General features: G+C 67.3%; 24 protein-coding genes and 1 other RNA gene. 11 read left to right on the forward strand and 14 right to left on the reverse strand.

What is annotated here, in order from left to right; translation table 11 throughout:
• Positions 1-24: 24 nt before the first annotated feature.
• The 3 genes from C1926_RS12840 (at position 25) to C1926_RS12850 (ending at position 2,652) form a co-directional block, all read left to right on the forward strand.
• Positions 25-621, forward strand: coding sequence for a YigZ family protein (locus C1926_RS12840; protein WP_108759450.1), 597 nt, complete (start codon positions 25-27; stop codon positions 619-621).
• Positions 614-2,386, forward strand: a complete 1,773-nt coding sequence (locus tag C1926_RS12845) for an ABC transporter transmembrane domain-containing protein (RefSeq protein ID WP_079221564.1) — start codon at positions 614-616, stop codon at positions 2,384-2,386. The genes C1926_RS12840 and C1926_RS12845 overlap by 8 nt, the downstream gene beginning before the upstream one ends.
• A 71-nt stretch (positions 2,387-2,457) precedes the next feature.
• Positions 2,458-2,652, forward strand: a complete 195-nt coding sequence (locus C1926_RS12850; protein WP_108759451.1) for a hypothetical protein — start codon at positions 2,458-2,460, stop codon at positions 2,650-2,652.
• Between the two features lie 243 nt (positions 2,653-2,895).
• Here C1926_RS12850 and C1926_RS12855 read toward each other — a convergent pair whose 3' ends face one another.
• From C1926_RS12855 to C1926_RS12865, 3 genes are all read right to left on the reverse strand, one after another.
• Positions 2,896-4,026: a prephenate dehydrogenase gene (locus tag C1926_RS12855; RefSeq protein WP_108759452.1), complete on the reverse strand. Its 1,131-nt coding sequence runs from the start codon at positions 4,024-4,026 to the stop codon at positions 2,896-2,898.
• On the reverse strand, positions 4,023-4,931 hold the full coding sequence (gene pdxY, locus C1926_RS12860) for a pyridoxal kinase (RefSeq protein WP_079221561.1): 909 nt from the start codon (positions 4,929-4,931) through the stop codon (positions 4,023-4,025). Before pdxY ends, C1926_RS12855 begins: the two co-directional genes overlap by 4 nt.
• Before the next feature lie 546 nt (positions 4,932-5,477).
• Entirely contained in the window at positions 5,478-6,677 is a 1,200-nt protein-coding gene (locus tag C1926_RS12865) for an MFS transporter (RefSeq protein WP_108759453.1), read from the reverse strand.
• Between the two features lie 73 nt (positions 6,678-6,750).
• Between C1926_RS12865 and C1926_RS12870 the strand changes: the two genes are divergently transcribed.
• Positions 6,751-7,548, forward strand: a complete 798-nt coding sequence (locus tag C1926_RS12870; RefSeq protein WP_108759454.1) for a helix-turn-helix transcriptional regulator — start codon at positions 6,751-6,753, stop codon at positions 7,546-7,548.
• 32 nt (positions 7,549-7,580) lie between these two features.
• Here C1926_RS12870 and C1926_RS12875 read toward each other — a convergent pair whose 3' ends face one another.
• Positions 7,581-8,468: a hypothetical protein gene (locus C1926_RS12875; RefSeq protein ID WP_108759455.1), complete on the reverse strand. Its 888-nt coding sequence runs from the start codon at positions 8,466-8,468 to the stop codon at positions 7,581-7,583.
• A gap of 151 nt (positions 8,469-8,619) precedes the next feature.
• On the opposite strand from C1926_RS12875, the gene C1926_RS12880 reads away from it, so the two are divergent.
• On the forward strand, positions 8,620-9,000 hold the full coding sequence (locus tag C1926_RS12880; protein WP_108759456.1) for a hypothetical protein: 381 nt from the start codon (positions 8,620-8,622) through the stop codon (positions 8,998-9,000).
• 143 nt (positions 9,001-9,143) lie between these two features.
• On the opposite strand, the gene dnaJ is transcribed toward C1926_RS12880, so the two are convergent.
• The 4 genes from dnaJ to hrcA form a co-directional block, all read right to left on the reverse strand.
• Positions 9,144-10,271, reverse strand: coding sequence for a molecular chaperone DnaJ (gene dnaJ / locus C1926_RS12885; RefSeq protein WP_108759457.1), 1,128 nt, complete (start codon positions 10,269-10,271; stop codon positions 9,144-9,146).
• A 154-nt stretch (positions 10,272-10,425) separates the two neighbouring features.
• Positions 10,426-12,351, reverse strand: a complete 1,926-nt coding sequence (gene dnaK / locus C1926_RS12890) for a molecular chaperone DnaK (protein ID WP_108759458.1) — start codon at positions 12,349-12,351, stop codon at positions 10,426-10,428.
• 185 nt (positions 12,352-12,536) lie between these two features.
• Positions 12,537-13,052, reverse strand: a complete 516-nt coding sequence (grpE, locus tag C1926_RS12895; RefSeq protein ID WP_079221556.1) for a nucleotide exchange factor GrpE — start codon at positions 13,050-13,052, stop codon at positions 12,537-12,539.
• Positions 13,053-13,115: 63 nt separating this feature from the next.
• On the reverse strand, positions 13,116-14,180 hold the full coding sequence (gene hrcA / locus C1926_RS12900; protein ID WP_079221555.1) for a heat-inducible transcriptional repressor HrcA: 1,065 nt from the start codon (positions 14,178-14,180) through the stop codon (positions 13,116-13,118).
• Between the two features lie 114 nt (positions 14,181-14,294).
• Between hrcA and recN the strand changes: the two genes are divergently transcribed.
• Positions 14,295-15,956 (forward strand): DNA repair protein RecN, encoded by a 1,662-nt coding sequence (gene recN, locus C1926_RS12905; protein ID WP_108759459.1) that lies wholly within the window; start codon positions 14,295-14,297, stop codon positions 15,954-15,956.
• A gap of 104 nt (positions 15,957-16,060) precedes the next feature.
• Here recN and C1926_RS12910 read toward each other — a convergent pair whose 3' ends face one another.
• A complete protein-coding gene (locus tag C1926_RS12910) occupies positions 16,061-16,978 on the reverse strand; it encodes a LysR family transcriptional regulator (protein WP_108759460.1) in 918 nt (305 codons plus the stop codon).
• Positions 16,979-17,075: 97 nt separating this feature from the next.
• On the opposite strand from C1926_RS12910, the gene C1926_RS12915 reads away from it, so the two are divergent.
• Positions 17,076-18,338 carry an SGNH/GDSL hydrolase family protein gene (locus C1926_RS12915; RefSeq protein ID WP_108759461.1) on the forward strand — a complete coding sequence of 421 codons (1,263 nt, stop codon included), beginning with the start codon at positions 17,076-17,078 and terminating at the stop codon, positions 18,336-18,338.
• Between the two features lie 129 nt (positions 18,339-18,467).
• On the opposite strand, the gene fur is transcribed toward C1926_RS12915, so the two are convergent.
• A complete protein-coding gene (gene fur / locus C1926_RS12920; RefSeq protein WP_005409235.1) occupies positions 18,468-18,875 on the reverse strand; it encodes a ferric iron uptake transcriptional regulator in 408 nt (135 codons plus the stop codon).
• Positions 18,876-18,978: 103 nt separating this feature from the next.
• Between fur and bamE the strand changes: the two genes are divergently transcribed.
• Positions 18,979-19,368: an outer membrane protein assembly factor BamE gene (bamE, locus tag C1926_RS12925; protein WP_079221551.1), complete on the forward strand. Its 390-nt coding sequence runs from the start codon at positions 18,979-18,981 to the stop codon at positions 19,366-19,368.
• A 35-nt stretch (positions 19,369-19,403) separates the two neighbouring features.
• On the opposite strand, the gene C1926_RS12930 is transcribed toward bamE, so the two are convergent.
• Positions 19,404-19,661 carry an RnfH family protein gene (locus tag C1926_RS12930; RefSeq protein ID WP_108759462.1) on the reverse strand — a complete coding sequence of 86 codons (258 nt, stop codon included), beginning with the start codon at positions 19,659-19,661 and terminating at the stop codon, positions 19,404-19,406.
• A gap of 3 nt (positions 19,662-19,664) precedes the next feature.
• Positions 19,665-20,090: a type II toxin-antitoxin system RatA family toxin gene (locus C1926_RS12935; protein ID WP_108759463.1), complete on the reverse strand. Its 426-nt coding sequence runs from the start codon at positions 20,088-20,090 to the stop codon at positions 19,665-19,667.
• Between the two features lie 57 nt (positions 20,091-20,147).
• Here C1926_RS12935 and smpB point away from each other — a divergent pair, with 57 nt between their 5' ends.
• Positions 20,148-20,651 (forward strand): SsrA-binding protein SmpB, encoded by a 504-nt coding sequence (gene smpB, locus C1926_RS12940; protein WP_079221548.1) that lies wholly within the window; start codon positions 20,148-20,150, stop codon positions 20,649-20,651.
• A 119-nt stretch (positions 20,652-20,770) separates the two neighbouring features.
• On the opposite strand, the gene C1926_RS12945 is transcribed toward smpB, so the two are convergent.
• Positions 20,771-21,343, reverse strand: a complete 573-nt coding sequence (locus C1926_RS12945; RefSeq protein ID WP_108759464.1) for a hypothetical protein — start codon at positions 21,341-21,343, stop codon at positions 20,771-20,773.
• 221 nt (positions 21,344-21,564) lie between these two features.
• On the opposite strand from C1926_RS12945, the gene ssrA reads away from it, so the two are divergent.
• Positions 21,565-21,957, forward strand: a transfer-messenger RNA (tmRNA) gene (gene ssrA / locus C1926_RS12950).
• 80 nt (positions 21,958-22,037) lie between these two features.
• Here the strand turns inward: ssrA and C1926_RS12955 are convergent.
• Entirely contained in the window at positions 22,038-22,493 is a 456-nt protein-coding gene (locus C1926_RS12955) for an isoprenylcysteine carboxylmethyltransferase family protein (RefSeq protein WP_108759465.1), read from the reverse strand.
• Between the two features lie 120 nt (positions 22,494-22,613).
• Between C1926_RS12955 and C1926_RS12960 the strand changes: the two genes are divergently transcribed.
• Positions 22,614-24,623, forward strand: a complete 2,010-nt coding sequence (locus C1926_RS12960; RefSeq protein ID WP_108759466.1) for an alpha/beta fold hydrolase — start codon at positions 22,614-22,616, stop codon at positions 24,621-24,623.
• Positions 24,624-24,625: the final 2 nt, after the last annotated feature.

Genomic DNA, 24,625 nt, shown 5'->3' on the forward strand with positions numbered 1-24,625 from the left:
CCGCGACGCCGTAGAATGGTCGGAATGCCCGATATCCTCGCCCAGCCCGTCAGCCATACGCTGGACGTCAAGCACAGCCGCTTCACCGCCCACGCCGCGCCCATCGACAGCGGCGCCGGTGCGCTGGCGTTCCTGCAGCAGGTGGCCGTGGCCGATGCCACCCACAACTGCTGGGCCTACCGGCACGGCCAGGATTACCGTTCCAGCGATGATGGCGAGCCCGCAGGCACCGCCGGGCGGCCGATCCTGGCGGCCATCGATGGCCAGGGCTTCGACCGCGTGATGGTGGTGGTGACCCGCTGGTATGGCGGCATCAAGCTCGGTGCCGGTGGCCTGGTGCGTGCCTATGGTGGCACTGCCGCCGAATGCCTGCGCACCGCGCCGCGCCTGCCGCTGGTGGCCATGGCACGCCTGCAGCTGCAGGCCGGCTTCGAGGATCTGGGCACCCTGCACGCCGCCCTGCCCGGCTTTGCCGCCGAAAAGCGCGATGAACAGTTCGATGCCAACGGTGTGCGCCTGCGGGTGGAATTGCCCGCCGATCAGGTCGACGCATTGAAAATCCGCCTGCGCGACGCCACCCGTGACCGTATCCGCATAGAAGATGACCACCAGGATGACTGACAAGGACGAGACGTCCGCTTCAACCCCGCCGCTGCGCCGCCTGGGCAGCCTGCGTACGCTGTGGCCGTTCGTGCGCCGCCACAGCGGGTTGTTCACCGCCTGGCTGCTGGCCCTGGCGGTCTCATCGGCGGCCACGCTGAGCCTGCCGCCAGCGGTCAAGCAGATGATCGACCACGGCTTCAGCAGCGGCGGCCAGATCAACCGCGCGTTCGCGCTGCTGATGGTGGTTGCCGTGGTGATGGCGCTGGGCACGGCCGCACGCTTCTACTTCGTGTCGCTGCTGGGCGAAAAGGTCGTGGCCGACCTGCGCAGCCAGCTGTACGCACACCTGATCCAGCTCGGCGCCGGCTTCCATGACCGCAGCCGCAGCGGCGAACTGGTGTCGCGCCTGACCGCCGATACCGAACTGCTGCGCAGCGTGGTCGGTTCGACCATGTCGGTGGCCCTGCGCAGCAGCGTGACGGTGGTCGGCAGCCTGGCGATGCTGTTCGTCACCAGCCCACGGCTGGCCGCATGGTCGCTGCTCGGCATCCCGCTGGCGGTGCTGCCGATCATCATCGGCGCGCGCAAGCTGCGCGTGGTCGCCCGCAACAGCCAGGACCGCATCGCCGATGCCAACAGCCTGGCCAGCGAGACCCTGGGCGCGGTACGCACCGTGCAGGCCCATGCCCGCGAGCCTTACGAGCGCGGTCGCTTCGACCATGCGCTCGGCGATGCCATCACCGCCGCTCGGCGGCGCATCGGCGCGCAGTCGCTGGTTACCGCCAGCGCCATCCTGCTGGTGTTCGGCGCCATCGTTGGCGTGCTCTGGCTGGGCGCGCACGATGTCATCGACGGCCGCCTGAGCGCCGGCACCCTGGGCCAGTTCGTGCTGTATGCACTGATCGGTGGCGGCTCGGTGGGCGCGCTGGCCGAAGTGTGGAACGAACTGCAGCGTGCGGCCGGCGGCATGGGCCGGATCGGCGAGCTGCTGCAGGAAGACATCGAGATCCGCGCACCGGCACAGCCGCACGCGCTGCCGCAGCCGCTGCAGGGGCAGATCCAGTTCGACGATGTGGTGTTCCATTACCCGCAGCGGCCGGACCAGCCGGCACTGGATCACTTCAGCCTGAACGTGCGTCCCGGCGAGACCGTGGCCCTGGTCGGCCCGTCCGGGGCCGGCAAGAGCACCGTGCTGTCGCTGCTGCTGCGCTTCCATGATCCGGCCAGCGGCCGCATCTGCGTGGACGGCCATGATGTGCGCCAGGTCGATCCGGCCGACCTGCGTGCCCAGCTTGCGCTGGTGCCGCAGCAGCCGACCCTGTTCGCCGCCAGTGCACGCGACAACATCCGCTACGGACGCCTGCAGGCCAGCGATGCCGAGGTCGAAGCCGCGGCACAAGCGGCTGAAGCCGACACCTTCCTGCGCGCACTGCCGCAAGGCTATGACAGCGAGCTGGGCGAGCGCGGCGCGCGCCTGTCCGGCGGCCAGCAGCAGCGCGTGGCGATCGCCCGCGCCCTGCTGAAGGATTCGCCTATCCTGCTGCTGGACGAGGCCACCAGTGCACTGGATGCGCAGAGCGAGCACAGCGTGCAGCAGGCCCTGGAACGGCTGATGGCCGGGCGCACCACCGTGGTCATCGCCCATCGCCTGGCCACCGTGCTGAAGGCCGACCGTATCGTGGTCATGGACCAGGGCCGCATCGTTGCCGAAGGCACGCATGCGGAGCTGTTGGCTGAAGGTGGACTGTATGCGGAGCTGGCGCGACTGCAGTTCGTCGATTGATTGACGGCCGGCTAACACCAGCCGGCCCAAGCTGGCGGCGAAACAGAAGGTTCCGCTGAAGGAGGTGCACGATGTCGTTCCGTCAGTTCCCTGCAGTCGACAGCAATGGCGAAAGCCACATCATCATCGAGTTCAAGCCCGATGCCGTCGGCAGCAGCAATGACCGGGAAACCACGCCGCGCTACGAACTGGATGACGGCCGTCACCTGGTCCGTAATGGCCGCGAGTTCACCACCAGTGGCGGCGAACTGCGGTTGACGATCTGAGGATCGCCGGGCACGGCCCGGCGCTACCGGATTTCGTACCGCCCTGCTCTGGTAGGTGTCGACCTTGGTCGACATTCCCCGCCGTCCGGGCGTGGTCCGGCAGGGGGCAGTCGAGCATGGCTCGACTCTACAAAAATCGTGTGGTCAATTTTTCGCCAACCATCTTGACAGCGTTGCCTGCCAAGGGCTGTCGACAGTTATCCACACGTTTGCTCAGAAATCATCCACACCGCCTGTGGATGACTAGGCCTGGCCGAGCACCCGGCCGATTCCGCTCGCGTCGACTTCCACTGCCGCCCGCGCGATCGCCAGCGGATCGCTGCCCGCCACGAAACCGATACGGAAATGGACCTCGCCGCCCGGCGTCCGCGACGAGTGGATCGAGGCCAGGCTGATGCTGTGCTGCTCGAATACATGCAGCAGTTCGCGCAGCGAACCGGGCCGATCCTCCGGCAGGTGCACCGACAAGGCATTGCGCTCGGTCAAGTCGGCCAGCAGGTAGCCAACGCGCTCGAAGGTGTAGTTGCCCGCCGCCAGCGCGGGCTCGCCAAAGGCGTCGTGGTTGGCGGCCAGCATCTGCTCGCGGAACCAGCCACGGGCCTTATCGTCACCCTGCCCGACCTGCGCCTGCAGTGACTGCAGCTGGCCGACCAGCCGGTCCAGCATCGGTGCCACGTGGGGGTTGCCGAAATGGATGTCTTCGTAGATGGCCGGGTTCAACGAGAGGATGCGCGAGATGATCGCCGTATCCAGTTCGAACGAAGCCGAGCGGTACGGCATCATCGCCGCCAGGTCGCCCAGCTGCGGCTGGTACTCACGCAGCACGCCGGCCTGCGCAAGGTGCGTGGCATGCACCATCGCCTGCACCAGCGCCATCATCTGGTCGTGGTGCTGCGGGGTGGCACGCACGCACTCGGCCTGCAGGGCGGCGCACAGGCTGTCCACCCACGGCTGCCAGTGCTGCAGCCGCGCCTCGCAGACCACCATCACCCGGCCTTTCAGGGTCGGCGCTTTCGGTGGCGCAGTCATCGGATGCAGGCCGACCACTTCGGCCTGCGAGGCCAGCATCGCCTGCACCGGGGCGTCCTTCACCGAGGTCACGTCCAGCCACAGGCGCCCCTGCTCGCGGCCGCCCGACTGCTGCACGTAGCCGGCGATCAGGGCCGGGGTATGCCGGATGGGCGCCGAGAACACCAGCACATCGGCCTGCGCCAGCAGCTGTTCGGGCGTATGCGAGGACGGGTCGGCCGGATCATGGCCGATCACATGCAGCTGCATGTGCTGCTGGAAGAACCGGGCCAGCCAGCGCCCATAGGCGCCGGCACTGCCCACGATGCCGACCGTGCGCGGCGTACGCGCCTGCAGGTCGCTCATGCCACGCGTTCGGCGTGGAAGCGCGCGGGCTCAGCCAGCGCGGCAGGCGCGGCAGCGATCACGTCGAACTCCTCGAAGCCGTTGGCCAGGGTGGCTTCCAGCGCGGCATGGGTGCCGGCGATGGCGCGCGAGATGGCCTGCTGCATCGACTCGCCACGCAGCAGGAAGGACACCACCAGCGACATCAGCACGTCACCGGTGCCGGCCACATCCACCGGCAGCAGCGGCGAGGTCCAGCGCCAGGTCTCGTCGCGGCCGACGGCCAGGGTCACCAGCTCGCCGGGGGTACCGCCCACGCTGTGCGCGATCACCCACTGCGGGCCACGGGCCAGCAGCGTGCGCGCAGCGGCGATGGCATCGGCCTCGGCCAGGGCGGGCATGCCCGTGAGGCGGTTGAGTTCGAACGCATTGGGCGTAACCAGCCAGGCGTGCGGCAGCAGGCGCTCGGCGAAGATCGCCTCCAGCCCGGGTTCCACGTAGGGGCCGGTATGGGTGTCACCGATGACCGGGTCCAGGCAGTAGCGCAGCTGCGGGCAGGCCGGCAGGATCCCGTCCAGCCAGTCGGCGAAGGCGGCACCGTTGGCGGCGCTGCCGAAGTAGCCGGAGACCAGCATCTTCGCGCGCTGCGGCAGGCCGCGTTCGCGGGTACCGAGCAGCAGATCGGCGAACCAATCGGCGGGCAGCACGCGGCCGCGGGTGGTGTCGTAGAACGGCGCATTGCTGAGCAGGACGGTCGGGATTTCCGCCACGCGCACGCCGAGGGCGCGCATCGGCGGCACGGCGGCGCTGTTGCCGGCATGGCCGTAGACGAGCTGCGACTGGACGGAGATGACATCGATCGGCGAGGGCCCGTCGGGGCGCTGGCGACGGCCGTGGAGCAGGTGGTTGTCGAGGGATTCGCTCATGCCCGCATTCTACGCCCAAGGGGGTTTTCGGCAGGGCTTGCAGCCCTGCACCTGCTCAATGCAACGTCAACTGCAAAAGCCAGAGCCAGAGCGGCATTCCTTGGGATGGCGGGGCGGTGTGGGTGGTCAGGACACGCCGTAAACCCATCCATGGGGGCTCGATGGCGCCATCCATGGCGCCAACGGTCCTGCCCACCCACACCGCCCCACCTCTGACAGTTTCCCGCGGCTGTCGGTAACGGCGATGCGCGGCTGTTGGTAGGTGTCGACCTTGGTCGACACGATTTTTCTGTCAGATATCGAATCAATTCATCCACGCATGGCGTGGATCTACTTCGTCGACCAAGGTCGACACCTACCCCAGCAGATCGCCATTCCGACGGACCCCGTGCCGCCCAACGGTCGGCACCCACCAGAGCAGAAAGCCGTTCCGACAGCTCGCGGAAGACTGTCGGACCCACCCCGCCAACCCACGGAATGCACGCATTTGACGTTGACGTTGCATTGAGCAGGTGCAGGGCTGCAAGCCCTGTAAACCCAAACCCCTCAGTGAGCAGCAGGACGCGACGGCGGCAGCCAGGCCGCGATGATGCCCAGCAGCGGCAGGAACGCGGTCAGCTGGTACACGTACTCGATGCTCGTCTTGTCCGCCAGCAGGCCCAGCACGGCGGCGCCCAGGCCACCCATGCCGAACGCGAAGCCAAAGAACAACCCCGACACCATGCCGATGCGGTGCGGCATCATCTCCTGCGCGTACACCACGATGGCCGAGAACGCCGACGACAGCACGAAGCCGATCAGCACCGCCAGCACCGTCGTCCAGAACAGATCCGCATGCGGCAGCGCCAGCGCGAACGGCGCCACGCCCAGGATCGAGGTCCACATGATCGGCTTGCGGCCGATGCGGTCGCCCAGCGGGCCACCGAGGAAGCCACCAGCGGCCGACGCCACCAGGAACGCGAACAGGTGCAGCTGGGCCTGCGCCACCGGAATGCCGAAGTGGTGGATCAGGTAGAAGGTGAAGTAGCTGCCGATGCTGGCCATGTAGAAGTACTTGCTGAAGATCAGCACCAGCAGGATCGCCATCACCCGGGCCACGGTGCGGGTCGGATGACGCGGGGCGACCGTGGCCTGCCCGACCGGGCGCGGGGCGCCCAGATGCAGCGCATACCAGCGGCTGACATAGGTCAGCAGAGCGATGCCGATCAGTGCGGCGCCGGCAAACCACGAGGCGGCGTGCTGGCCGAACGGCACGATCACCGCCGCGGCGATCAGCGGGCCCAGGGCAGTGCCGAAGTTGCCGCCGACCTGGAACACCGACTGGGCAAGCCCGTGGCGGCCGCCGGAGGCCAGCCGTGCGATGCGCGAGGCTTCCGGATGGAAAATGGCCGACCCGATGCCGACCATGGCCGCCGCCAGCAGCACCATGGCGTAGTTCGGCGCGAAGCCGAGCAGCAGCATGCCGCACAGGGTCGAGGCCATGCCGATCGGCAGCGAGTACGGTGCCGGCTTGCGGTCAGTGACCAGGCCGACCAGCGGCTGGAAGATCGAAGCGGTCAGCTGGTAGGTCAGCGTGATCAGGCCGATCTGGGTGAAGCTGAGGTTGAAGCCTCCCTTGATCACCGGATAGATGGCCAGGATCAGCGACTGCATCATGTCGTTGACCATGTGGGAGGTGGAAATCGCCGCCAGCACACCGCGGGTCGAGCTGCGGGCGGTGGGGGCGGGTGTAGCCAGGCTGGACATGGTGCGCAGTCAGGTTGGGGGCGAGCCCTGCATGCTACGGTGCCCTCCCCCTCCCTTCCGCCGCGTTCTGGTCATGCCATATCGCAAAAAGGACACTCCCTGCGCGATCCGGGAATCCGCGCCCTGGAACGAAGTGCCCGGCCATCGGCCGGTGACCTGCCGGGTCAAGGACTACCCGGCCGGCACCCGGGTGTCGCCGCACCGCCATCGCCGCCACCAGCTGGTCTACGCGATGTCCGGCCTGATGGTGGTGCGCTCCGAGGTCGGCCGTTGGGTGGTGCCGTCCACGCGTGCCATCTGGATGCCGGCCGGCATGGCCCATGCCGTGGACTGCATCGCCGATGTGCACATGCGCAGCCTCTACATCGATCCGGCGTTCGCCCCGCAGCTGGCCACCGAGGCATTCGCGGTACAGGTGGCGCCCCTGCTGCGCGAGCTGCTGCACGCGGCCACGCTGATCGAAGGCGAGCACCACGATGACAGCCGCGATGGCCGCGTAGTGCGTCTGCTGCTGGACGAGCTGCACCGCATGGACGTGCTGCCGCTGCACCTGCCGACGCCCACCGACCCGCGCCTGCAACGTATCTGCCAGCACATCCAGAAGCACCCCGGCGACGAAGCCACCTTGCAGGACTGGGCCGAAGCGCTGGCGGTGGACGTGAAAACCATCCAGCGCCATTTCGCCAGCGAACTGGGCATGACCTTCGGCCAGTGGCGGCAACAGGCGCGCCTGCTGGCCGCGATGGAGCGCCTGGCGGTCGGTGAGAAAGTCATCGATGTGGCGTTGGCGATGGGCTATGACAGCCCCAGCGCCTTCACCAGCATGTTCAAGCGGCAGCTGGGGCAGACGCCGGCGGCATTTTTCCGATGATCGCCTGCGGGTCCCGCAGGCAGCTCCACGCGCTAACGATCCACGGATACGGCCGGCACATGCTGATGACGAATCAACAGGAATTCCCATCTGTCGTTGAACATCAGGGGGTAATGCAGCGGCGGCAGATCATCGGGCACGCGCGCCTGGGTGGGAGCTGCTTCGACGCGGCAGCCATCGGGGCGCTGGAAACCGACCAGCTCGGTGACCATCAGATGGGGACTGTCGTTTTCCGCAGTCGGGTAGCGGCGATAGTTTGGATTGGCCTTGATGCTTCGCCGCAACACCACCCGCCCAACGCTTGGCGCGTACCAGCTGATGCTGCGTTCCATTCCGTCCACCGCACCACTACCGTCCAGGCGCATGTGTTTCATGTCATCCGAGCGGGGATTGGATTTGTGCCACCGCGCATCTCTCTCGATCCGGTAGGCATTTACGTCACCCAGCGCAGTCCGTACCGTCTCGACGGCTACGACTCGGCTGCTGCTCTCCTCCACATAGTCATAGCGATAGCTGCCAAACGAAGCGCGGATTTCGCCCGGCTCCTCGAACCTGTCCTGCCACTGCGCGCCGACGGATAACGGGAAGCGCAGCAGGATCTTTTCCCCTTTGCGCAGCGGATTCACGTCTGCATAGGTCTCTCGCCATTCGTGCCGAACGGCCTCTCCATCAATCGAAAGCGCCAGCTGCTGCGGTTCCACCGTCTGCAGCTGCAACGTCAGTTCTGGACGCGATGCGCCGATGGAGTAGGTCCAGCGTGTACCAGGCAAAGGCGTAGGGGCTCCCTGCGGATCGACGATCGGCTCATCGAAGCCGCAAGCCGGTGCTGCCGAGACATGGGGTACGGTCAACACCGCCACCAGCATCGTAATGCCGATGGCGCCCCGGCAGCGCAGTCTTTTCAGGATGGATGGATTCATGCTTCCATTTTAGGCGGCAGGAATCGCACAGACGAAACGCCGGGCGTGCCGTAGGCATTCTCCGCAACCGGGCATAAGAGCCAAGCGTGTCGCAGTTCCGCTGCGCAACGGTGTGCTTCGATGACCTCCCACTGGCGAGGAAGCACGATGCATGAAGGCGAGCAGTGTCACCATGCGGGCGGCTTCGGCAGCATTGCTGATCCTGGCAATGAGCAGTCCCGCCACACACGCCAGCGGGTCTCACTTCCGGTTCCACTCGGACGAGCAGCCGGACGGATTCCGTTTTTCCCTGGAGATCCAAGGGCGTAGCGACGACGGCTACATCAACGTGGAATGGACGGGAAGCCCCGAGAACCCTCCGCAGCGCAATCCTTACCATGTGGAAATGAACCGGGCGCAAGGCCGCCTTCATGTGCGCCCGCGAAGCCACGATGGACAGGCCTGGTTCCAGCTGGATGTGTTCGGCGAGCGCGGCACATTGGTGTTTGAGGGGCGCCGGATGGGCGGCAATGCAGATTGGGAGATCTGGTAGTGCCCGCCGGGCGTGGCTCTACGGCACGGGGTCGGATCCCGTTGCCCAGCAACGGGCTCTGACCCCATTCCTGCCGATGACGCCCGCAAACGAAAACGCCGGGCATGGCCCGGCGCTACCGTTCTACGTTTCCGCTCAAGAACTCAGGACGTCATGCGGTCCCAGAAGCCCTTCACGCCATCCATGAAGGTGGCCGACTTCGGCGAATGCTTGCGCGCTTCCTCGCCGACGAAGGTGGCTTCGAACTGTTCCAGCAGCTTGCGCTGGTCGTTGGTCAGGTTCACCGGGGTTTCCACCACCACGCGGCAGTAGAGATCGCCTTCGCTGCGGCTGCGCACCGAACGCACGCCCTTGCCGCGCAGGCGGAACAGCTTGCCGGTCTGGGTTTCGGCCGGAATGCGGATCTCCGCCTCACCGCCAAGGGTGGCCACGCGCACGGTATCGCCCAGCGCGGCCTGCGAGATGCGGATCGGCACTTCGCAGTGCAGGTCGTCGCCGTCGCGCTGGAAGATGTGGTGCTCGCGCACGCGCACTTCCACGTACAGGTCACCCGGCGGCGTACCGGCCGGGCCGGCCTCGCCTTCGCCCTGCAGGCGGATGCGGTCGCCGGTATCGACGCCGGCCGGCACCTTCACCGACAGCACCTTGTCTTCCTCGATGCGGCCGTTGCCGTGGCAGGTGTTGCAGGGCTTGGCGATGATCTGGCCACGGCCGTTGCAGTTGTGGCAGGCCTGCTGCATGGCGAAGATGCCGCGCTGGATGCGCACCTGGCCGCGGCCATGGCACACGTTGCAGGTCTCGACCTTGCCGTCTTCGGAGCCACTGCCATCGCAGTCGCCACATTCGGCCAGGGTCGGGATCTCGATCCGGCGCTCGACGCCGCGCACGGCTTCTTCCAGGTCCAGTTCCATCACGTAGCCGATGTCGGCACCGCGACGGGCCTGGCGCGGCCCACCGCCGCCACCGCCAAAGATGTTGCCGAAGATATCGCCGAAGATATCGTTCATGTCCGGGCCGCCCGGACCGCCACCGCCGCCCATGCCGTGCTCGAACGCGGCGTGGCCGTGGGCATCGTACATGCGGCGCTTGTTGCCGTCGGACAGCGTCTCGTAGGCTTCCTTGCACTCCTTGAAGGAGGCTTCGGCCGCCGCATCACCCGGGTTGCGGTCCGGGTGGAACTTCATCGCACAGCGACGGTAGGCCTTCTTCAGCTCTTCGTCGGTGGCGGTGCGGGCAACGCCCAGCACTTCGTAGTAATCGCGCTTGCTCATATCGTGGATCGCATTCCGGAAAGTCGGGATTCGTCAAAGCGGAAGAGCGGAACCAGGTCCGCTCTTGCGTCGGGCGCCCCGACACGCCGGTGGGCGGTCAGGACCCTGGTACGACAACGGGACGCTGGTGGCCAGCGTCCCGTGTCGGTCCGGATCAGGACTTCTTGTCGTCCTTGACTTCGGTGAACTCGGCGTCCACCACGTCATCCTGCGCCTTGCCTGCGTTGCCGGCGTCGGCACCCGGGGCGGCACCGCCCTGTTCGGCCGAAGCCGCGGCGAACAGCGCCTGGCCTGCTTCTTCCAGCACCTTCGACTTGGCTTCGATCTGTGCCTTGTCGTCGCCCTTCATCGCGGTTTCCAGATCGGCCAGTGCGACCTCGACCTTGCCGATGACATCGCCGCCGACCTTGCTGCCGTGCTCGGTGATGGCGCTGCGGGTGCCGTGGATCAGGGCGTCGGCCTGGTTACGGGCCTGCACCAGTTCCTGGAACTTCTTGTCTTCTTCGCGGTTGGCTTCCGCGTCGGCGACCATGCGTGCGATCTCTTCCTCGGACAGGCCCGAACCGGCCTTGATCTCGACCTTCTGTTCCTTGTTGGTCTTCTTGTCCTTGGCCGACACGTGCAGGATGCCGTTGGCGTCGATGTCGAAGGACACTTCCACCTGCGGCAGGCCGCGCGGGGCCGGCTCGATGCCGGACAGGTCGAACTTGGCCAGCGACTTGTTGAAGCGGGCCTGTTCGCGCTCACCCTGCAGCACGTGCACGGTCACGGCCGACTGGTTGTCTTCAGCGGTCGAGAACACCTGCGATGCCTTGGTCGGGATGGTGGTGTTCTTCTCGATGATCTTGGTGAACACGCCGCCCATGGTCTCGATGCCCAGCGACAGCGGGGTCACGTCCAGCAGCAGCACGTCCTTGACGTCGCCGCCCAGCACGCCGCCCTGGATCGCCGCACCCAGTGCCACGGCTTCGTCCGGGTTGACGTCCTTGCGCGGTTCCTTGCCGAAGAACTCGGTCACCGCCTGCTGCACCTTCGGCATGCGGGTCTGGCCACCGACCAGGATCACTTCGCTGATGTCGCTCGAGCGCAGGCCGGCATCGTTCAGGGCGACGCGGCACGGCTCGATCGACTTCTTGATCAGCTCGTCCACCAGCGACTCCAGCTTGGCGCGGGTCAGCTTGATGTTCAGGTGCTTCGGGCCCGACGCGTCAGCGGTGACGTACGGCAGGTTCACTTCGGTCTGCTGGGCGCTGGACAGCTCGATCTTGGCGCGCTCGGCGGCGTCCTTCAGGCGCTGCAGGGCCAGCGGATCCTTGCGCAGGTCGATGCCCTGGTCCTTGTTGAACTCTTCGACCAGGTATTCGATGACGCGGTTGTCGAAATCTTCGCCGCCCAGGAAGGTGTCACCGTTGGTGGCCAGCACTTCGAACTGCTTCTCGCCGTCGACGTTGGCGATCTCGATCACCGAGACGTCGAAGGTGCCGCCGCCCAGGTCGTACACCACGATCTTGCGATCCTTGTTGTCGCCCTTGTCCAGGCCATAGGCCAGCGCGGCCGCGGTCGGCTCGTTGATGATGCGCTTGACGTCCAGGCCGGCGATGCGGCCAGCGTCCTTGGTCGCCTGGCGCTGGCTGTCGTTGAAGTAGGCCGGCACGGTGATGACCGCTTCGGTGACCTTCTCACCGAGGAAGTCCTCGGCGGTCTTCTTCATCTTTTCCAGCACCTTGGCCGAAATTTCCTGCGGCGCCATCTTCTTGGCATCGCTGGTGGACACCCAGGCGTCGCCGTTGTCATGGGCCAGGATGCTGTACGGGACGTGCGCGATGTCCTTCTGCACTTCGGCGTCGGTGAACTTGCGGCCGATCAGGCGCTTCACCGCGTAGAAGGTGTTCTTGGGGTTGGTGACGGCCTGGCGCTTGGCCGAGGCGCCGACCAGGACTTCGCCGTCCTTGGTGTAGGCGACGATCGACGGGGTGGTGCGATCGCCTTCCGAATTCTCGATGACGCGGGCCTTGCCGCCGTCCATGATCGCCACGCACGAGTTGGTGGTGCCGAGGTCGATACCAATGATCTTGCCCATGGGGGAGACTCCTGAAGAATGCTTGTTGGTGTCAGTCCGGCCGGTCGGCCGGTGGATGAATGGGATGTGGGGGAGGCTCGTGGAACATTCAAGCCATCACCCGAACGCTGTGTTCAACCGTTCAAGGTACGCCGGGCATGGCCCGGCGCTACCTGACGGCGGTGGGCCGTTGCCGGCCCGGCGCGTCAATCGGCGGCCACTACCACCAGCGCCGGCCGCAGCAGGCGCTCGTTGAGCAGGTAGCCCTTCTGGAACACGGTCACCACGCTGCCGGGGGCGGCACCGGGGGCCGGCACCTGGCTGATGGCCTGGTGGTGTTCCGGGTTGAACGGCTGGCCGGTCGGGTCCAGCAGGACCAGGCCGTTGTCGGCGGCGACCTTCAGCAGCTGCTTGTAGGTCATCTCCAGCCCCTCGCGCAGCGGGTTGGCGTCGTCGCCGGCAGCCTTCAGGCCGGCATCCAGGCTGTCAAACACCGGCAGCAGCTCGCCCAGCAGCTTCTCGTTGGCGAACTTGCGGGCCTGGTCGATGTCGCGGGCCACGCGCTTGCGCTGGTTCTCCAGGTCGGCGCGCTCACGCAGCGCATCGGCCTTGACCTGCTCGACCTCGGCGCGCAGGCGCTCCAGTTCGTCATGGGTGCCTGCGGCAGCGGCCGCATCGGCGGCGCTCTGCTGGGCTTCGATATCTGGATGTTCTTGGTTCATGTCTGGGTCCCTGGCGGTCACTCTCCGCCTCCACCCACCCTAGTGTGGGCGGGATGCTGCGTTTCAAGCGTCTGCCGGCCCCGGACCGCGTCCCGGGGGCGAAAAGGCCGCCCCGAGCACGTCCGCGGTGGCCTGGACCAGCGGAATCACCCGGTCGTAGGCCATCCGCTTGGGCCCGATCACCCCCAGCACGCCCAGCACCTGCCCGTTGGCGGTATAGGGCGCTGTGACCAGCGAGACCCCCTGCAGCGGCATCATCCCGGTCTCTTCACCGATGAAGATGCGCACGCCCGGGGCCTGGATGGTCCGCTCCAGCAGCTGCAGGATCTCGCGCTTGCTGGAGAACAGTTCGAACAGTTCGCGCAGGCGTTCCAGGTCGGACAGGTCCTGCACCCCCATCAGCCGGGTCTGGCCGGCCACCAGCATGTCGTCGGCCGGCGGCTGCAGGGCCTGCTCGGCCAGCTCGATGCTGTGGGCCAGCAGCAGCTCCAGCTCGGAACGGGCGTCGCGCAGCTCCAGCAGCAGGCGGGTGCGGATCTCGGCCAGCGGCAGGCCGGCAAAATGGGCATTGAGGTAGTTGGCCACCTGTTCCAACTGGCCCGGCTCGAAGTCCTGGCGGGTCTCGATGACCCGGTTCTGCACCTCGTTGTCGGCAAACACCAGGATCGCCAGTACCCGGCGACCGTCCAGCGCCACGAAATCGATCTGGCGGAAGGCGAACTGCTCGCGCCGCGGCGCGCTGACCACGCCCACGAAGTGGCTCATGGCCGACAGCAGCTCCGAGGCGCTGCCCAGCAGGGCCTGGGTACTGCCGCCTCCGGCCAGTTCGTGGCGCAGGCGGGCCAGTTCACCCTCGCCCGGCGGCTGCATCTGCAGCAGGCTGTCCACGAACACCCGGTAGCCGTGCGCGGTGGGGATGCGCCCGGCCGAGGTATGCGGCGAGGCCAGCAGGCCCAGGTCCTCCAGGTCGCCCAGGATGTTGCGGATGGTGGCCGGACTGACCTCCAGGCCAGCCACGCGCGCCAACGTCTGCGAGCCGACCGGCTCGCCGTCCTGGATGTAACGCGCGATCAGCGTGCGCAGCAGATGGCGCGCACGCGGGGCAAGCTGGTCAGCGGAACCGTGCATGGAATCAACCTGTGAGACACGGACACTAGATAATGGCGGTGCGTCGCCTTGGCAAGTCATTGGACCACCCCGCCGCGCGTGCTAGCGTTGCGCGGCTCAGACACCCCTGTACCCATGCTCAGACATCTTTCGATCAAGGATTTTGCCGTCGTCCGCGCCACCGAACTGGAATTCGGGCCCGGCATGACCGTTGTTTCAGGCGAGACCGGCGCCGGCAAGTCGCTGATGGTCGACGCGCTGGGCTTCCTGTCCGGCCTGCGCGCCGACAGCGGCGTGGTCCGCCACGGCGCCGCCCGCGCCGAGCTGTCGGCCGAGTTCGCCCTGGACCAGCTGCAGGCCGCACGCCAGTGGCTGGCCGACAACGAGCTGGACGACGAGGACCAGTGCCAGCTGCGCCGGGTGATCCGCGCCGACGGTGGCTCGCGCTCCTGGATCAACGGCCGCCCGGTGACCCTGGCACAGCTGGCCGAGCTGGCAGGGCGGCTGGTGGAGATCCATGGCCAGCATGAGCAGCAGGCCCTGCTGACGCGCCCGTCGCAGCTGGCCCTGCTCGATGCTTATGCCCGCAACGAGGCCGAGCGCCGCCAGGTGCGCCGCGCCGCCGCCGCGTGGCAGGCGCTGGTCGATGAATCACTGGCGCTGTCGCAACAGGGCGACGTTTCCGACCGCATCGGCTTCCTCGAGCACCAGCTGCGCGAGCTCGACCGCGAGGACCTGGAACCCGAATCGATTGCCGCCCTGGGCGCCAGCCACCGTCGCCAGGCCCACGCCAGCGCCCTGCTGAGCGCCTGCCAGGCGGCCAGCAACCAGCTCAACGGTGACGACGGCAGCTCGGCGCTGGACCTGCTGCAGCAGGTGCGCCACGAGCTGTCACGCCTGATCGAGCACGACCCGCGCCTGGGCGAGGTGGATGGTTTGATCGAGAACGCCTCGATCCAGCTGCACGAAGCCCTGTCGCTGCTGGACCGGGTGCACGACGATCTCGATGCCGACCCGGAGCAGTTCGAGGAGAACGAGCGCCGCCTCGGCCGCCTGCACGACCTGGCCCGCAAGCACCGCGTGCCGATGGACGAACTGGGCGCGCAGCGCGAGCGCATGCATGCCGAAGTGGAGCAGCTGCGCGGCGCAGACGAGCGCCTGCAGCGCCTGGCCGGTGAGATCGACAAGGCTGCCGCCGCGTGGCGCGTGCAGGCCGAAGTGCTCAGCAGCAGCCGTCGCCAGGCTGCAGCCGAGCTGTCGGCCACCACCACCGGCATCATCGCCGAGCTGGGCATGGGCGGCGGCCAGTTCCTGATCGAGCTGGAACCGCAGGACAGCGGCAAGCCCGACCCGCAGGGCGCCGAGCGCGTGGAGTTCCTGGTGGCAGCCAATGCCGGGCAGCCACCGCGTGCGCTGCGCAAGGTCGCCTCCGGCGGTGAACTGTCGCGCATCTCGCTGGCCATCGAAGTGGCTGCGCTGGACCTCGATGCGGTGCCGACCATGGTGTTCGACGAAGTCGACTCGGGCATCGGCGGCGCGGTGGCCGACATCGTCGGCCAGAAGCTGCGCGCGCTGGGCGAGAAGCGCCAGGTGCTGTGCGTCACCCACCTGCCGCAGGTCGCCTCCAAGGGCCACGCCCATTACCGGGTCAGCAAGGCCCCGGTGGAAGGCATGACCCAGAGCGCAGTGGAAAAGCTGGATACCAAGGCACGCGAGGAAGAGCTCGCGCGCATGCTGGGTGGCGTGGAAGTGAGCAAGGAAGCGCGCGCGGCCGCCCGCAAGTTGCTGCAGGTGTAACGCCGGCCGAGCCGAGCATGGGCTCGGCTCTACAGGAACATCTCGAACGAAACCGACATGTAGAGCCGAGCCCATGCTCGGCTCCGGCGCGTCCATGCGCGGCACTACCCCAACGGCCGCGCCAGATCCACGTGCTCCACCAGGAAATCGAGGAACGCGCGCACCCGCAGCGGCAGGTAACCGCCCTGCCCCAGGAACACCGCGTGCACCTCTTCCAGGTCACCCGGGTTGGCGTCTTCCAGCACCGGCAGCAGGCGCCCACCGGCTATGTCGGCCTGCACCTGGAACGCGGCCAGCCGCGCCATGCCCAGCCCACCCAGCACCAGCTGGCGCAGCGCGTCACCATTGCTGGCGCGGGCATTGCCGTTGGGCAGCACCATGCGCTCGCGGCCGTCCTGCAGCACCGGCCAGCCCTGCATCGCCCGCGCATGGCCGATGTCCAGCCGGTTGTGCGCCAGCAGCTCCTCGGCCGTGCGCGGCAGCCCCTGCCGCTGCGCATAGGACGGCGCCGCCACGATCATCATCCGGGTCGAGCCCAGCCGCCGTGCCACCAGGCTGGAACTCTTCAGCGGCCCCGCACGCACGGCGACGTCGGTGCGCTGCTCCAGCAGGTCGATCACCTCATCGTTCAGCGTCAGGTCCACGCCCACCTGGGGATTGCGCTGCAGGAACCGTGGCAGCAGCGGCAGCAGGAAGTGCTGGCCGAAGGGCACGTTGGAATTGACCCGCAGCCGGCCCCGCGGCTCGGCATCGGCACTGGCACAGCGCTCGGCTTCCTCCAGGTCAGCCAGCACCCGCAGCCCACGCTCGTAGAACGCGCAGCCTTCCGGGGTCAGTTGCAGCTGCCGGGTGGAGCGCTGCAGCAGGCGCGTGCCCAACCGCTGTTCCAGCCGCGCCACCAGCTTGCTGACCGCCGAAGGCGTCATATCCAGCGTGCGCGCGGCGGCGGAAAAGCCGCCGGTCTCGATCACCCGTACGAACACTTCCAGTTCGCCGGATCGGTTGATGTCGGGTCGCGCCATGCCAGTGAATCCAGTTCACAGATGATTATCCATCCGCAGTCTAGTTCACAGATGGGGCCGCAATCACCATGGCGCTTCCTCCTGCCGGGATTGCCCGATGCACCGCCTCCGCCATTTTGCCGCCACTGTCCTGATCGCCCTGTCCGGCGCCGCCACCGCTGAACCAGCCAGCCCTAGCCACTGGGTCGCCAGCTGGCAAGCCAGCCCGCAACCGGTCTGGGGCGCGGACTTCCTGTTTCCGACCCTGATCCCGCCCGCCCTGCAGGCCCAGACCTTCCGCCAGACCGCGCGTATCAGCCTGGGCGGACCGCGGCTGCGGGTGCGTCTGAGCAATGTCCATGGGCAGCAGCCGCTCCGGGTAGGCGCGGCCAGCGTGGCCAGCGCCGCCGGCAGCGCGCCCCTGGCTCTGCAGTTCGACGGCCAGCCCAGCGTGCTGATCGCCCCCGGCCAGGAGCGCCTGAGCGACCCGTTGGCCCTGCCCACCCGCGCCCTGCAGGCCGTCCAGGTCAGCCTCTACCTGCCGGCAGCCACGCCGCTGCACAGCTTCCACTGGGACGGCCGGCAGACCAGCTGGATCGCCCCCGGTGACCAGAGCCGAGCGACCACCCTGCACGGGGCCGAACCCACCACCGCACGCCTGGTACTGAGCGGCATCGACGTCGAGGCGCCAGCCAGCGCGCGCAGCGTGGTGGTCATCGGCGATTCGATCACCGATGGCGCGACCGCCAGCCTGGACCAGGACCAGCGCTGGACCGATCATCTGGCCGCCCGCCTGGCCCCGCGCGGGGTGGCCGTGGCCAATGCCGGCATCTCCGGCGGCCGCCTGCTGCGCGACGGCATGGGCGAAGCCGCCCTCACCCGCTTCCCGCGTGACGTACTCGACCAACCCGGCGTGGCCAGTGTGATCGTGCTGCTCGGCATCAACGACATCAGCTGGCCGGGCACGGCCTTTGCCCGCGACGAGGCCCGGCCCACCCTGGGCCAGCTGCAGGCCGGCTACCGGGCGCTGGCACGGCAGGCCCACGGCCGGGGCCTGCGGATTCTCGGCGCGACCCTGCCGCCCGTCGCGGGCGCCCTGCCGGGCACGCCACTGGAGGACTACTACGCTGCGGACAAGGACGCGCTGCGCCGGCAGCTCAACGACTGGCTGCGCAGCGACAGCCCGTTCGACGCCGTGATCGACCTCGATGCGGCCCTGCGTGATCCCGCTGATCCGTCGCGGATGGCCCCCGCCTTTGACTCGGGCGACCACCTGCACCCCGGCGATGCCGGCAACCGGGCGATGGCCGAGGCGGTGGATCTGGACGCGCTGCTTGGAGGTAAGGGGTCAGAGCCCTTTTCCGCCGGAAAAGGGATCTGACCCCATTGGGTCGGCCGGGGTCGGATCCCTCTGCGCCAGCAAAGGGCTCTGACCCCAGCATCGGGCCCAGCAACGAAAAACCCCGGGCATGCCCGGGGTCTTCGTGTATCCACTGCTGGCCGCAGCGCCTTACTTGCGCTTCTTGCGCACGTACAGCACCAGCGAATGCTCTTCCAGCTCGTAGCCGTGGTCTGCGGCGATCTTGCGCTGCAGCTCCTCGATCTCGTGGCTTTCGAACTCGATGATCTTGCCGCTGTCCACATCGACCATGTGGTCGTGGTGGCCGCCGCGGTCCAGCTCGTAGACGGCCTGGCCGCCTTCGAAGTTGTGCTTCAGCACCAGGCCGGCGGCCTCGAACTGGGTCAGCACCCGGTACACCGTGGCCAGGCCGATTTCATCGCCGTGCTCCAGCAGCTGGCGGTAGATGTCTTCGGCGGTCATGTGGTGCTGGGCATTGCGCTGCTCGAGCAGCGCCAGGATCCGCATCCGCGGATGGGTCACCTTCAGGCCGACTTTACGCAGGTCGTGGGTTTCCATAGGTCTCCGTTCATTGGCGATTTAGCGCCAGCTGCCTCGGATTGGGTCGCGGTGGCACGCCGGGAGTGTATCATCGGTTTGATTTCCCCAACCGCCAGTACCGATGCGCAATCTTCTGTTGGTCGCCGCCGTCGCCCTGTCCACCACCGGGTGCGGCATCATCTACAAGCAACCCATCTATCAGGGCAACCTGATCCGGGAAGATGCCGTCTCCAAGCTGCAGGTCGGGCAGAGCAAGCAGCAGGTGAATGCGCTGCTGGGCACCCCGTCCGTGCCGGACCCCTTCCACGCCCAGCGCTGGGATTACACCTCCAGCCAGCGCGTGAACCGTCTCGGCCGTACCGAAGTGAAGAACTTCACCGTGTACTTCGAGAATGACGCCGTCACCCGTTGGGATGGCGAGTACTTCCCGGCCAACGACAAGGCCCTGGCCCAGCAGACGGTCCGCCAGTTCGGCCGCAACCTGGCCAAGGACAAGAAGAAGGGTCGCTGAGCCCACCGCCCGCCCTGCGGGGCGGGACCCTGGAATCAATCGCCGCGCGCGCGACGCCGGCGGTTTTCCTTGGGATCGGCCTGCAGCGGCCGCAGCAGTTCCACCCGATCACCGTCCAGCAGCGCTTGCTGCGGGCGTGCCAGCACGCCATGCACGGCGGCGGCCGGACACCCGGCACTGCCCTCGAGGGCGGCTGCGGCAACGGCCTCGGCCACGGTCGCACCTTCCGGCAGCTGCAACCGGCGTGACTGCACCTGTTGCGGCCAGGCCAGTACCACCTCGACCTCGATCATCGCTCAGCCCTCGTCGGCAACGCGGACGAAGTCGTTGACCATGCGGTCGGCAAGGCCCTGAAAACCGATCGCCAGCGCCGGTGCGAGCAGGCGCGATTTCGGCTCGAACTCCAGGGTCAGGGTGACCTTGCAGGCATCCTCGGCCAGCGCATGGAACTCCCAGCGGCCATGCAGCTGCTTGAAGGGGCCGTCGCGCAGCTGCATATCAATGCTGTGCGGGCGCTGCAGGGTGTTTTCGGTCTGGAACCAGGTGCTGAACGAGCCCAGGCCCAGATCCAGGCGGGCGACCAGGCGGTCCTCGCCCTGTTCCAGGATGCGGGCGTCCGAGCACCAGCGGAAGCGGCGCGGGTAGGCCTGGACATCGTTGACCAGGTCGAACATGCGCGCGGCCGAGTGTTCGACCAGGGCGCTGCGGCGGATAGTAGGCATAAAGACGGCGCGTTTCGGCAATCGACCGGGCGGGCCCGAATCGGAGACAATACGGAAATGAGCAAGAACAGCGGCAAGGATAAAGCAAAGAACGCGACGGCCAACAAAACCATCGCGTTGAACAAGCGTGCCCGCCACGAGTACCACATCGAGGAGCGCTTCGAGGCAGGCCTGGCCCTGCAGGGCTGGGAGGTGAAGTCGATCCGCGCCGGGCGCGGCAACATCATCGACGCCTACGCCTACGTGAAGCAGGGCGAGATCTTCCTGATCGGCGCGCAGATCACCCCGTTGATCCAGGCCTCCACCCACGTGGTGGCCAACGACCGGCGCGAGCGCAAGCTGCTGCTGCACCGGAACGAGATCGACAAGCTGGTCGGCAAGGTCGAGCGCGATGGCTACACGATCGTGCCCACCGCCATGTACTGGAGCAAGAACAAGATCAAGCTCGAAGTGGCACTGGCCAAGGGCAAGCAGACCCACGACAAGCGCGATGCCGCCAAGGACCGCGACTGGGCGATCGAGAAGCAGCGCGTGATGCGTCGCGGAAACCGCGACGCGTAACAGCTGTTTGTAGAGTCGAGCTTGCTCGACTTGCCTTTTGTAGAGCCGAGCCATGCTCGGCTTGGTTTTCTGGTCGCGGGGCAGCCGAGCATGGCTCGGCTCTACAGAAAGGCGGGCGATCAGCCGGCCAGCATGCCCTGCCCGCGCATCCGCGGCGCCAGCGCCGCGTGCATCACCGCCAGGTGCATCACCACCGCCAGCTCCGGCGCATGCCGGTCATCGCCGGCCCGCCACTGCTTTGCCAGCTGGGCCGCATCATCCGGCAACAGGGCCAGCAGCTGCTGGTCATCCAGCGCATCGGCCCGGTGCTGCAGCTGCTGCGACAGCGCCCAGCTGCGGCGGACATGGGTCAGGATGCTCAACGAGGCCAGGGTCAGCAGGGCCACCGCCGCACCGTGCTCGAACCACAGCGCGATGACATCTGGACCCCAGACCATCACCGCCAGCACGGCCAGGGCCAGCATGCGCCAGCCCGGCACCAGGGCCTGGTCGCGACGCGGCCAGTACACCACCACCGCACTGGCCACCAGGAACACCGCCGCCGTCGCCGGCAGCGCGGTCAGGCAGGCCGCAGTGACGATCGCGGCCAGTACCGCCCATACCCAGCCGGGCGGCAACGCGCGTCGGCGGTAGTCGGCGCCTACCGGCCCGACCAGCTGTCGCAGGCTACGTTGTTGGATGGTGTCGCTCACCCTGGGTCTCCGTGTCTGTCCTGGCTCGGATGTTGGTGGCCAGTGTGTCGCAAAATCGTGCCAACGACGTTAGCAAACCGCTATGACAGGGGCTCTACAACGTTTTTCCGATTGCCAAGGTGACTGTTCAGCTGTTTTGCCGTAGCATTGCACTCGTTGGGCAGGCGCTGCACGTGGCAACACGTTCATCGGCCTTGTACCTTGCAGAACTTGAAGAAACCGGGGGTGCATTGGTTTCGACGGGGGTTGTGAAGTCGCCTGGCGCATGCCGAGGGGGTAGCTGTCCTCGTAAATCCAGCTGCAAAACTCTAGTTGCCAACGACGACAACTACGCTCCGGTCGCTCTCGCAGCCTAAAAACTGCGGTGCGTGACCTTCTGCCGACTTAGGCGGAGCCTCGAAACTGCTTGTGTCCATGCTCGCAGCGTAGAGTCATTATCATGGAATCGCGCTGGGCGGCTGCCTGTCAGTCCGGCACTAGAACAAAACAGGCTGGTTCCCGGGTGCGCTTTGCACACCGTGCTGCTCGGGGATGAGATTCAACGGTGAGCTAAGCATGTAGTGCTGGGGATGGAGTGCCTTCGGACGGCGGTTCAATTCCGCCCACCTCCACCATCTGTACCGCCCTTCGGGGCACGAAAAGCCGGACACTCCCGTCGATTGGGGTCCGGCTTTTTTGTTGCCTGCGCCCTGCCCTACAGCCAGCGCCGCACCCCGCGCCGGAACGCGGCGTACTCAGCGCCGAAACGGTCGGCCAGCACCCGCTCCTCGGGCAGGATCTGGAAACGCGTGATCCAGCCGACGAACAGCGGCACCACCAGCAGCGCCGCAGCACTGCCCAGCCACAGCACTCCGCCCAGCAGCAGCAGCGCCTGCCCCAGGTACATCGGGTTGCGCGTGTGGCGGTAGATGCCGCCGGTCACCAGCGATGTAGCAGCGCCAGGGCGCAGTGGATTGACCGTAGTCCGCGCGCGGCGGAAGGCCACCTTGGGCAGCAGGTTCAACCCCACCCCTGCCAGCCCCACCAGTACTGCAACCCAGCCAGGAACCGGCAGGACGGGCCACGGCCAGGCGCCGGCCAGCGCATACCCCACCGCCCCGCACAGCAGCATCACCAGCGGCGGTGGAATCCGCGTTTCCAGCAGGTGCATCGTCATTCCCTGAAAAGCACTGCCGGCGATGGTGTCACAGTCCCCCAGCACGCGTTTATCCACGTGCTTCCGCCTTGACGCCCCGCCCGCTAGAGTGGCGCCACCGCGCCGGAGGATCGCATGGCAACCACGGGCTTCGGCGTCATCCGCCACACGACCCTCGTCTTGATCGCGCTGCTCCTGCTGAGCGGCTGCGCCACGCTGCGCCAGTTCGGCCCCTCGGTGCAGGTGACCACGGTCACCCCAGGCCAGTACATCGCCCTCAAGCGCGGCGACATCCTCACCAGCGGCAGGCTCAGCGCGGCGACCATCGAGACGCTGCGGGTGGCGGGCCTGGACGAAACCACCTGCGCCAAGCCCGGCCTGCCCTGTATCGAGGCGATGGAAGCGAGCATCGTGGTGCGCGAGGAGGACAAGCGCTCGGCGCTGGCCGAACTGTGGCTGCAGCAGGCGATGGCGATGCCCATGCCGAAGGCGCGGCGCGGCACGACGCCGGCGATGCTGGTGGCCGATCCCGGCTTCCAGCCGCGGCTGGATGCGTGGATGCACGTCGCGCGGCAGGCCTATGCGTATCTGTTCTTCACCGAACGCACGGCCAACCAGCGCGGCTTCGAAGACCGCCAGACCCAGGTGCGCGACTACTACAACCTGGCCGTGCAGGAAGCTGCGGTGATGCTGTTCGATGCCTATTCCAGCCATCAGGTGGGCAATGACAGCGGCCGTTTGCGGCTGGGCCGCTGGACCTTCGTGCTGGCCCAGCCCGATGCAGGCACCACGCAGGACACGCGCGAGCCGATCGAGCTGGTCGCGGCCGCGTCGATGTCCTTCACCGGCACGCTGCGCAGCGTGCATCGCCGCGATGGCTTCGGCGCCGAACTGGTGGCGGTGATGGCCGACCCGGCCACGACCGGCCTGGCCGCTGCAGCGCATGCCGACCGTCCGGGCCAGGACGCCGCGCCACCTGAGCGCAGCTGGAGCGAGATGCCCTCGCCCTCGATGACCGTGCTGCTGCGTTTTTCCGGCGCCAACCTGTGGGAGATGCTGCACGACGACGAGCCGGAGCTGGAGATCCACGACCCCTACCAGATCTCGATGGTGCAGCTGCATGGCGAGCAGGTGCCGCTGGCTGCCAACTTCACCGCCGGCTACGCGCTTTGGCTGGCCCGTTCCAACTTCAGCCGGCAATCGCTGCGCTCGCTGTTCGGCGGCAAGGGCGGCATCGACCGCCCGCATCTGTTCATGATGCAGCCCTACGACCCCAACCGCCGCGTGCTGTTGATGATCCACGGCCTGGCCAGCAGCCCCGAGGCCTGGGTGAACGTGGCCAACGAGCTGATGCGCGACGACGAGATCCGCAGCGATTTCCAGGTCTGGCAGTTCTACTACCCGACCAACATGCCGATCGCGCTCAGCCACGATGCGATCCGGCGCACGCTCGAGGACGTGATGCAGCACTACGATCCCAGCGGCAAGGCGGTGGCCTCGCATGACATGGTGCTGGTCGGGCACAGCATGGGCGGGGTGATCTCGCGGCTGATGGTGTCTTCGTCCGGCGACCACCTGGTGGATACGCTGCTGGCCACGGCCCAACTGAGCCCGGCACAGCGCGAACTGCTGCGCACCAAGGGCCCGCCGCTGCTGACCTTCCAGCCCGAACCGGAGATCTCGCGGGTGGTCTTCATCGCCACCCCGCACCGTGGCACCGACGTGGCCGGCACGCGCCTGGGCCGCTGGATCGGCCGCCTGGTGCGGCTGCCGCTGACCGTGCTGGAAGACGCGGCCAACGTCGCCAAGGACGGCCACATCGACCGCGACGATGGCAAGCACGGTTACCAGATGAACAGCATCCAGAACCTCGACAAGGACGATCCGTTCGTGAAGGCGGTGGCCGATCTGCCGTTGTCACCGCGGGTGCGTTACCACTCCATCATTGCGCGCGCCAGCGCCGACGGGCCGCTGGAAAAAACCAACGACGGGCTGGTGCCTTACTGGAGCTCGCACCTGCCCAATGCGGTATCGGAAAAGGTGATCGTGTCCGGGCACAGCGTGCAGGAAGCCACGCCGGCGATTGTCGAGCTGCGGCGCATCCTGCACGAGGACATGCAGGCGCATGATGGCGGGCAGAAATAATC

This window comes from Stenotrophomonas sp. ZAC14A_NAIMI4_1, from assembly GCF_003086915.1.
Classification (GTDB): Bacteria; Pseudomonadota; Gammaproteobacteria; order Xanthomonadales; family Xanthomonadaceae; genus Stenotrophomonas.

What these genes read in the sequence shown, in the direction of transcription:
- C1926_RS12850 (WP_108759451.1), top strand. Translation starts at nt 2,458, where the DNA reads ATGTCGTTCCGTCAGTTCCCTGCAGTCGACAGCAATGGCGAAAGCCAC.
- smpB (WP_079221548.1), top strand. Translation starts at nt 20,148, where the DNA reads ATGAGCAAGAACAGCGGCAAGGATAAAGCAAAGAACGCGACGGCCAAC.
- grpE (WP_079221556.1), bottom strand. Translation starts at nt 13,052, where the DNA reads ATGAACCAAGAACATCCAGATATCGAAGCCCAGCAGAGCGCCGCCGAT.
- C1926_RS12875 (WP_108759455.1), bottom strand. Translation starts at nt 8,468, where the DNA reads ATGAATCCATCCATCCTGAAAAGACTGCGCTGCCGGGGCGCCATCGGC.
- pdxY (WP_079221561.1), bottom strand. Translation starts at nt 4,931, where the DNA reads ATGAGCGAATCCCTCGACAACCACCTGCTCCACGGCCGTCGCCAGCGC.
- recN (WP_108759459.1), top strand. Translation starts at nt 14,295, where the DNA reads ATGCTCAGACATCTTTCGATCAAGGATTTTGCCGTCGTCCGCGCCACC.
- C1926_RS12955 (WP_108759465.1), bottom strand. Translation starts at nt 22,493, where the DNA reads ATGCACCTGCTGGAAACGCGGATTCCACCGCCGCTGGTGATGCTGCTG.
- C1926_RS12855 (WP_108759452.1), bottom strand. Translation starts at nt 4,026, where the DNA reads ATGAGCGACCTGCAGGCGCGTACGCCGCGCACGGTCGGCATCGTGGGC.
- C1926_RS12960 (WP_108759466.1), top strand. Translation starts at nt 22,614, where the DNA reads ATGGCAACCACGGGCTTCGGCGTCATCCGCCACACGACCCTCGTCTTG.
- C1926_RS12880 (WP_108759456.1), top strand. Translation starts at nt 8,620, where the DNA reads ATGAAGGCGAGCAGTGTCACCATGCGGGCGGCTTCGGCAGCATTGCTG.
- dnaJ (WP_108759457.1), bottom strand. Translation starts at nt 10,271, where the DNA reads ATGAGCAAGCGCGATTACTACGAAGTGCTGGGCGTTGCCCGCACCGCC.
- C1926_RS12845 (WP_079221564.1), top strand. Translation starts at nt 614, where the DNA reads ATGACTGACAAGGACGAGACGTCCGCTTCAACCCCGCCGCTGCGCCGC.
- C1926_RS12935 (WP_108759463.1), bottom strand. Translation starts at nt 20,090, where the DNA reads ATGCCTACTATCCGCCGCAGCGCCCTGGTCGAACACTCGGCCGCGCGC.
- C1926_RS12865 (WP_108759453.1), bottom strand. Translation starts at nt 6,677, where the DNA reads ATGTCCAGCCTGGCTACACCCGCCCCCACCGCCCGCAGCTCGACCCGC.
- dnaK (WP_108759458.1), bottom strand. Translation starts at nt 12,351, where the DNA reads ATGGGCAAGATCATTGGTATCGACCTCGGCACCACCAACTCGTGCGTG.
- C1926_RS12910 (WP_108759460.1), bottom strand. Translation starts at nt 16,978, where the DNA reads ATGGCGCGACCCGACATCAACCGATCCGGCGAACTGGAAGTGTTCGTA.
- hrcA (WP_079221555.1), bottom strand. Translation starts at nt 14,180, where the DNA reads ATGCACGGTTCCGCTGACCAGCTTGCCCCGCGTGCGCGCCATCTGCTG.
- C1926_RS12840 (WP_108759450.1), top strand. Translation starts at nt 25, where the DNA reads ATGCCCGATATCCTCGCCCAGCCCGTCAGCCATACGCTGGACGTCAAG.
- C1926_RS12930 (WP_108759462.1), bottom strand. Translation starts at nt 19,661, where the DNA reads ATGATCGAGGTCGAGGTGGTACTGGCCTGGCCGCAACAGGTGCAGTCA.
- bamE (WP_079221551.1), top strand. Translation starts at nt 18,979, where the DNA reads ATGCGCAATCTTCTGTTGGTCGCCGCCGTCGCCCTGTCCACCACCGGG.
- C1926_RS12870 (WP_108759454.1), top strand. Translation starts at nt 6,751, where the DNA reads ATGCCATATCGCAAAAAGGACACTCCCTGCGCGATCCGGGAATCCGCG.
- fur (WP_005409235.1), bottom strand. Translation starts at nt 18,875, where the DNA reads ATGGAAACCCACGACCTGCGTAAAGTCGGCCTGAAGGTGACCCATCCG.
- C1926_RS12915 (WP_108759461.1), top strand. Translation starts at nt 17,076, where the DNA reads ATGCACCGCCTCCGCCATTTTGCCGCCACTGTCCTGATCGCCCTGTCC.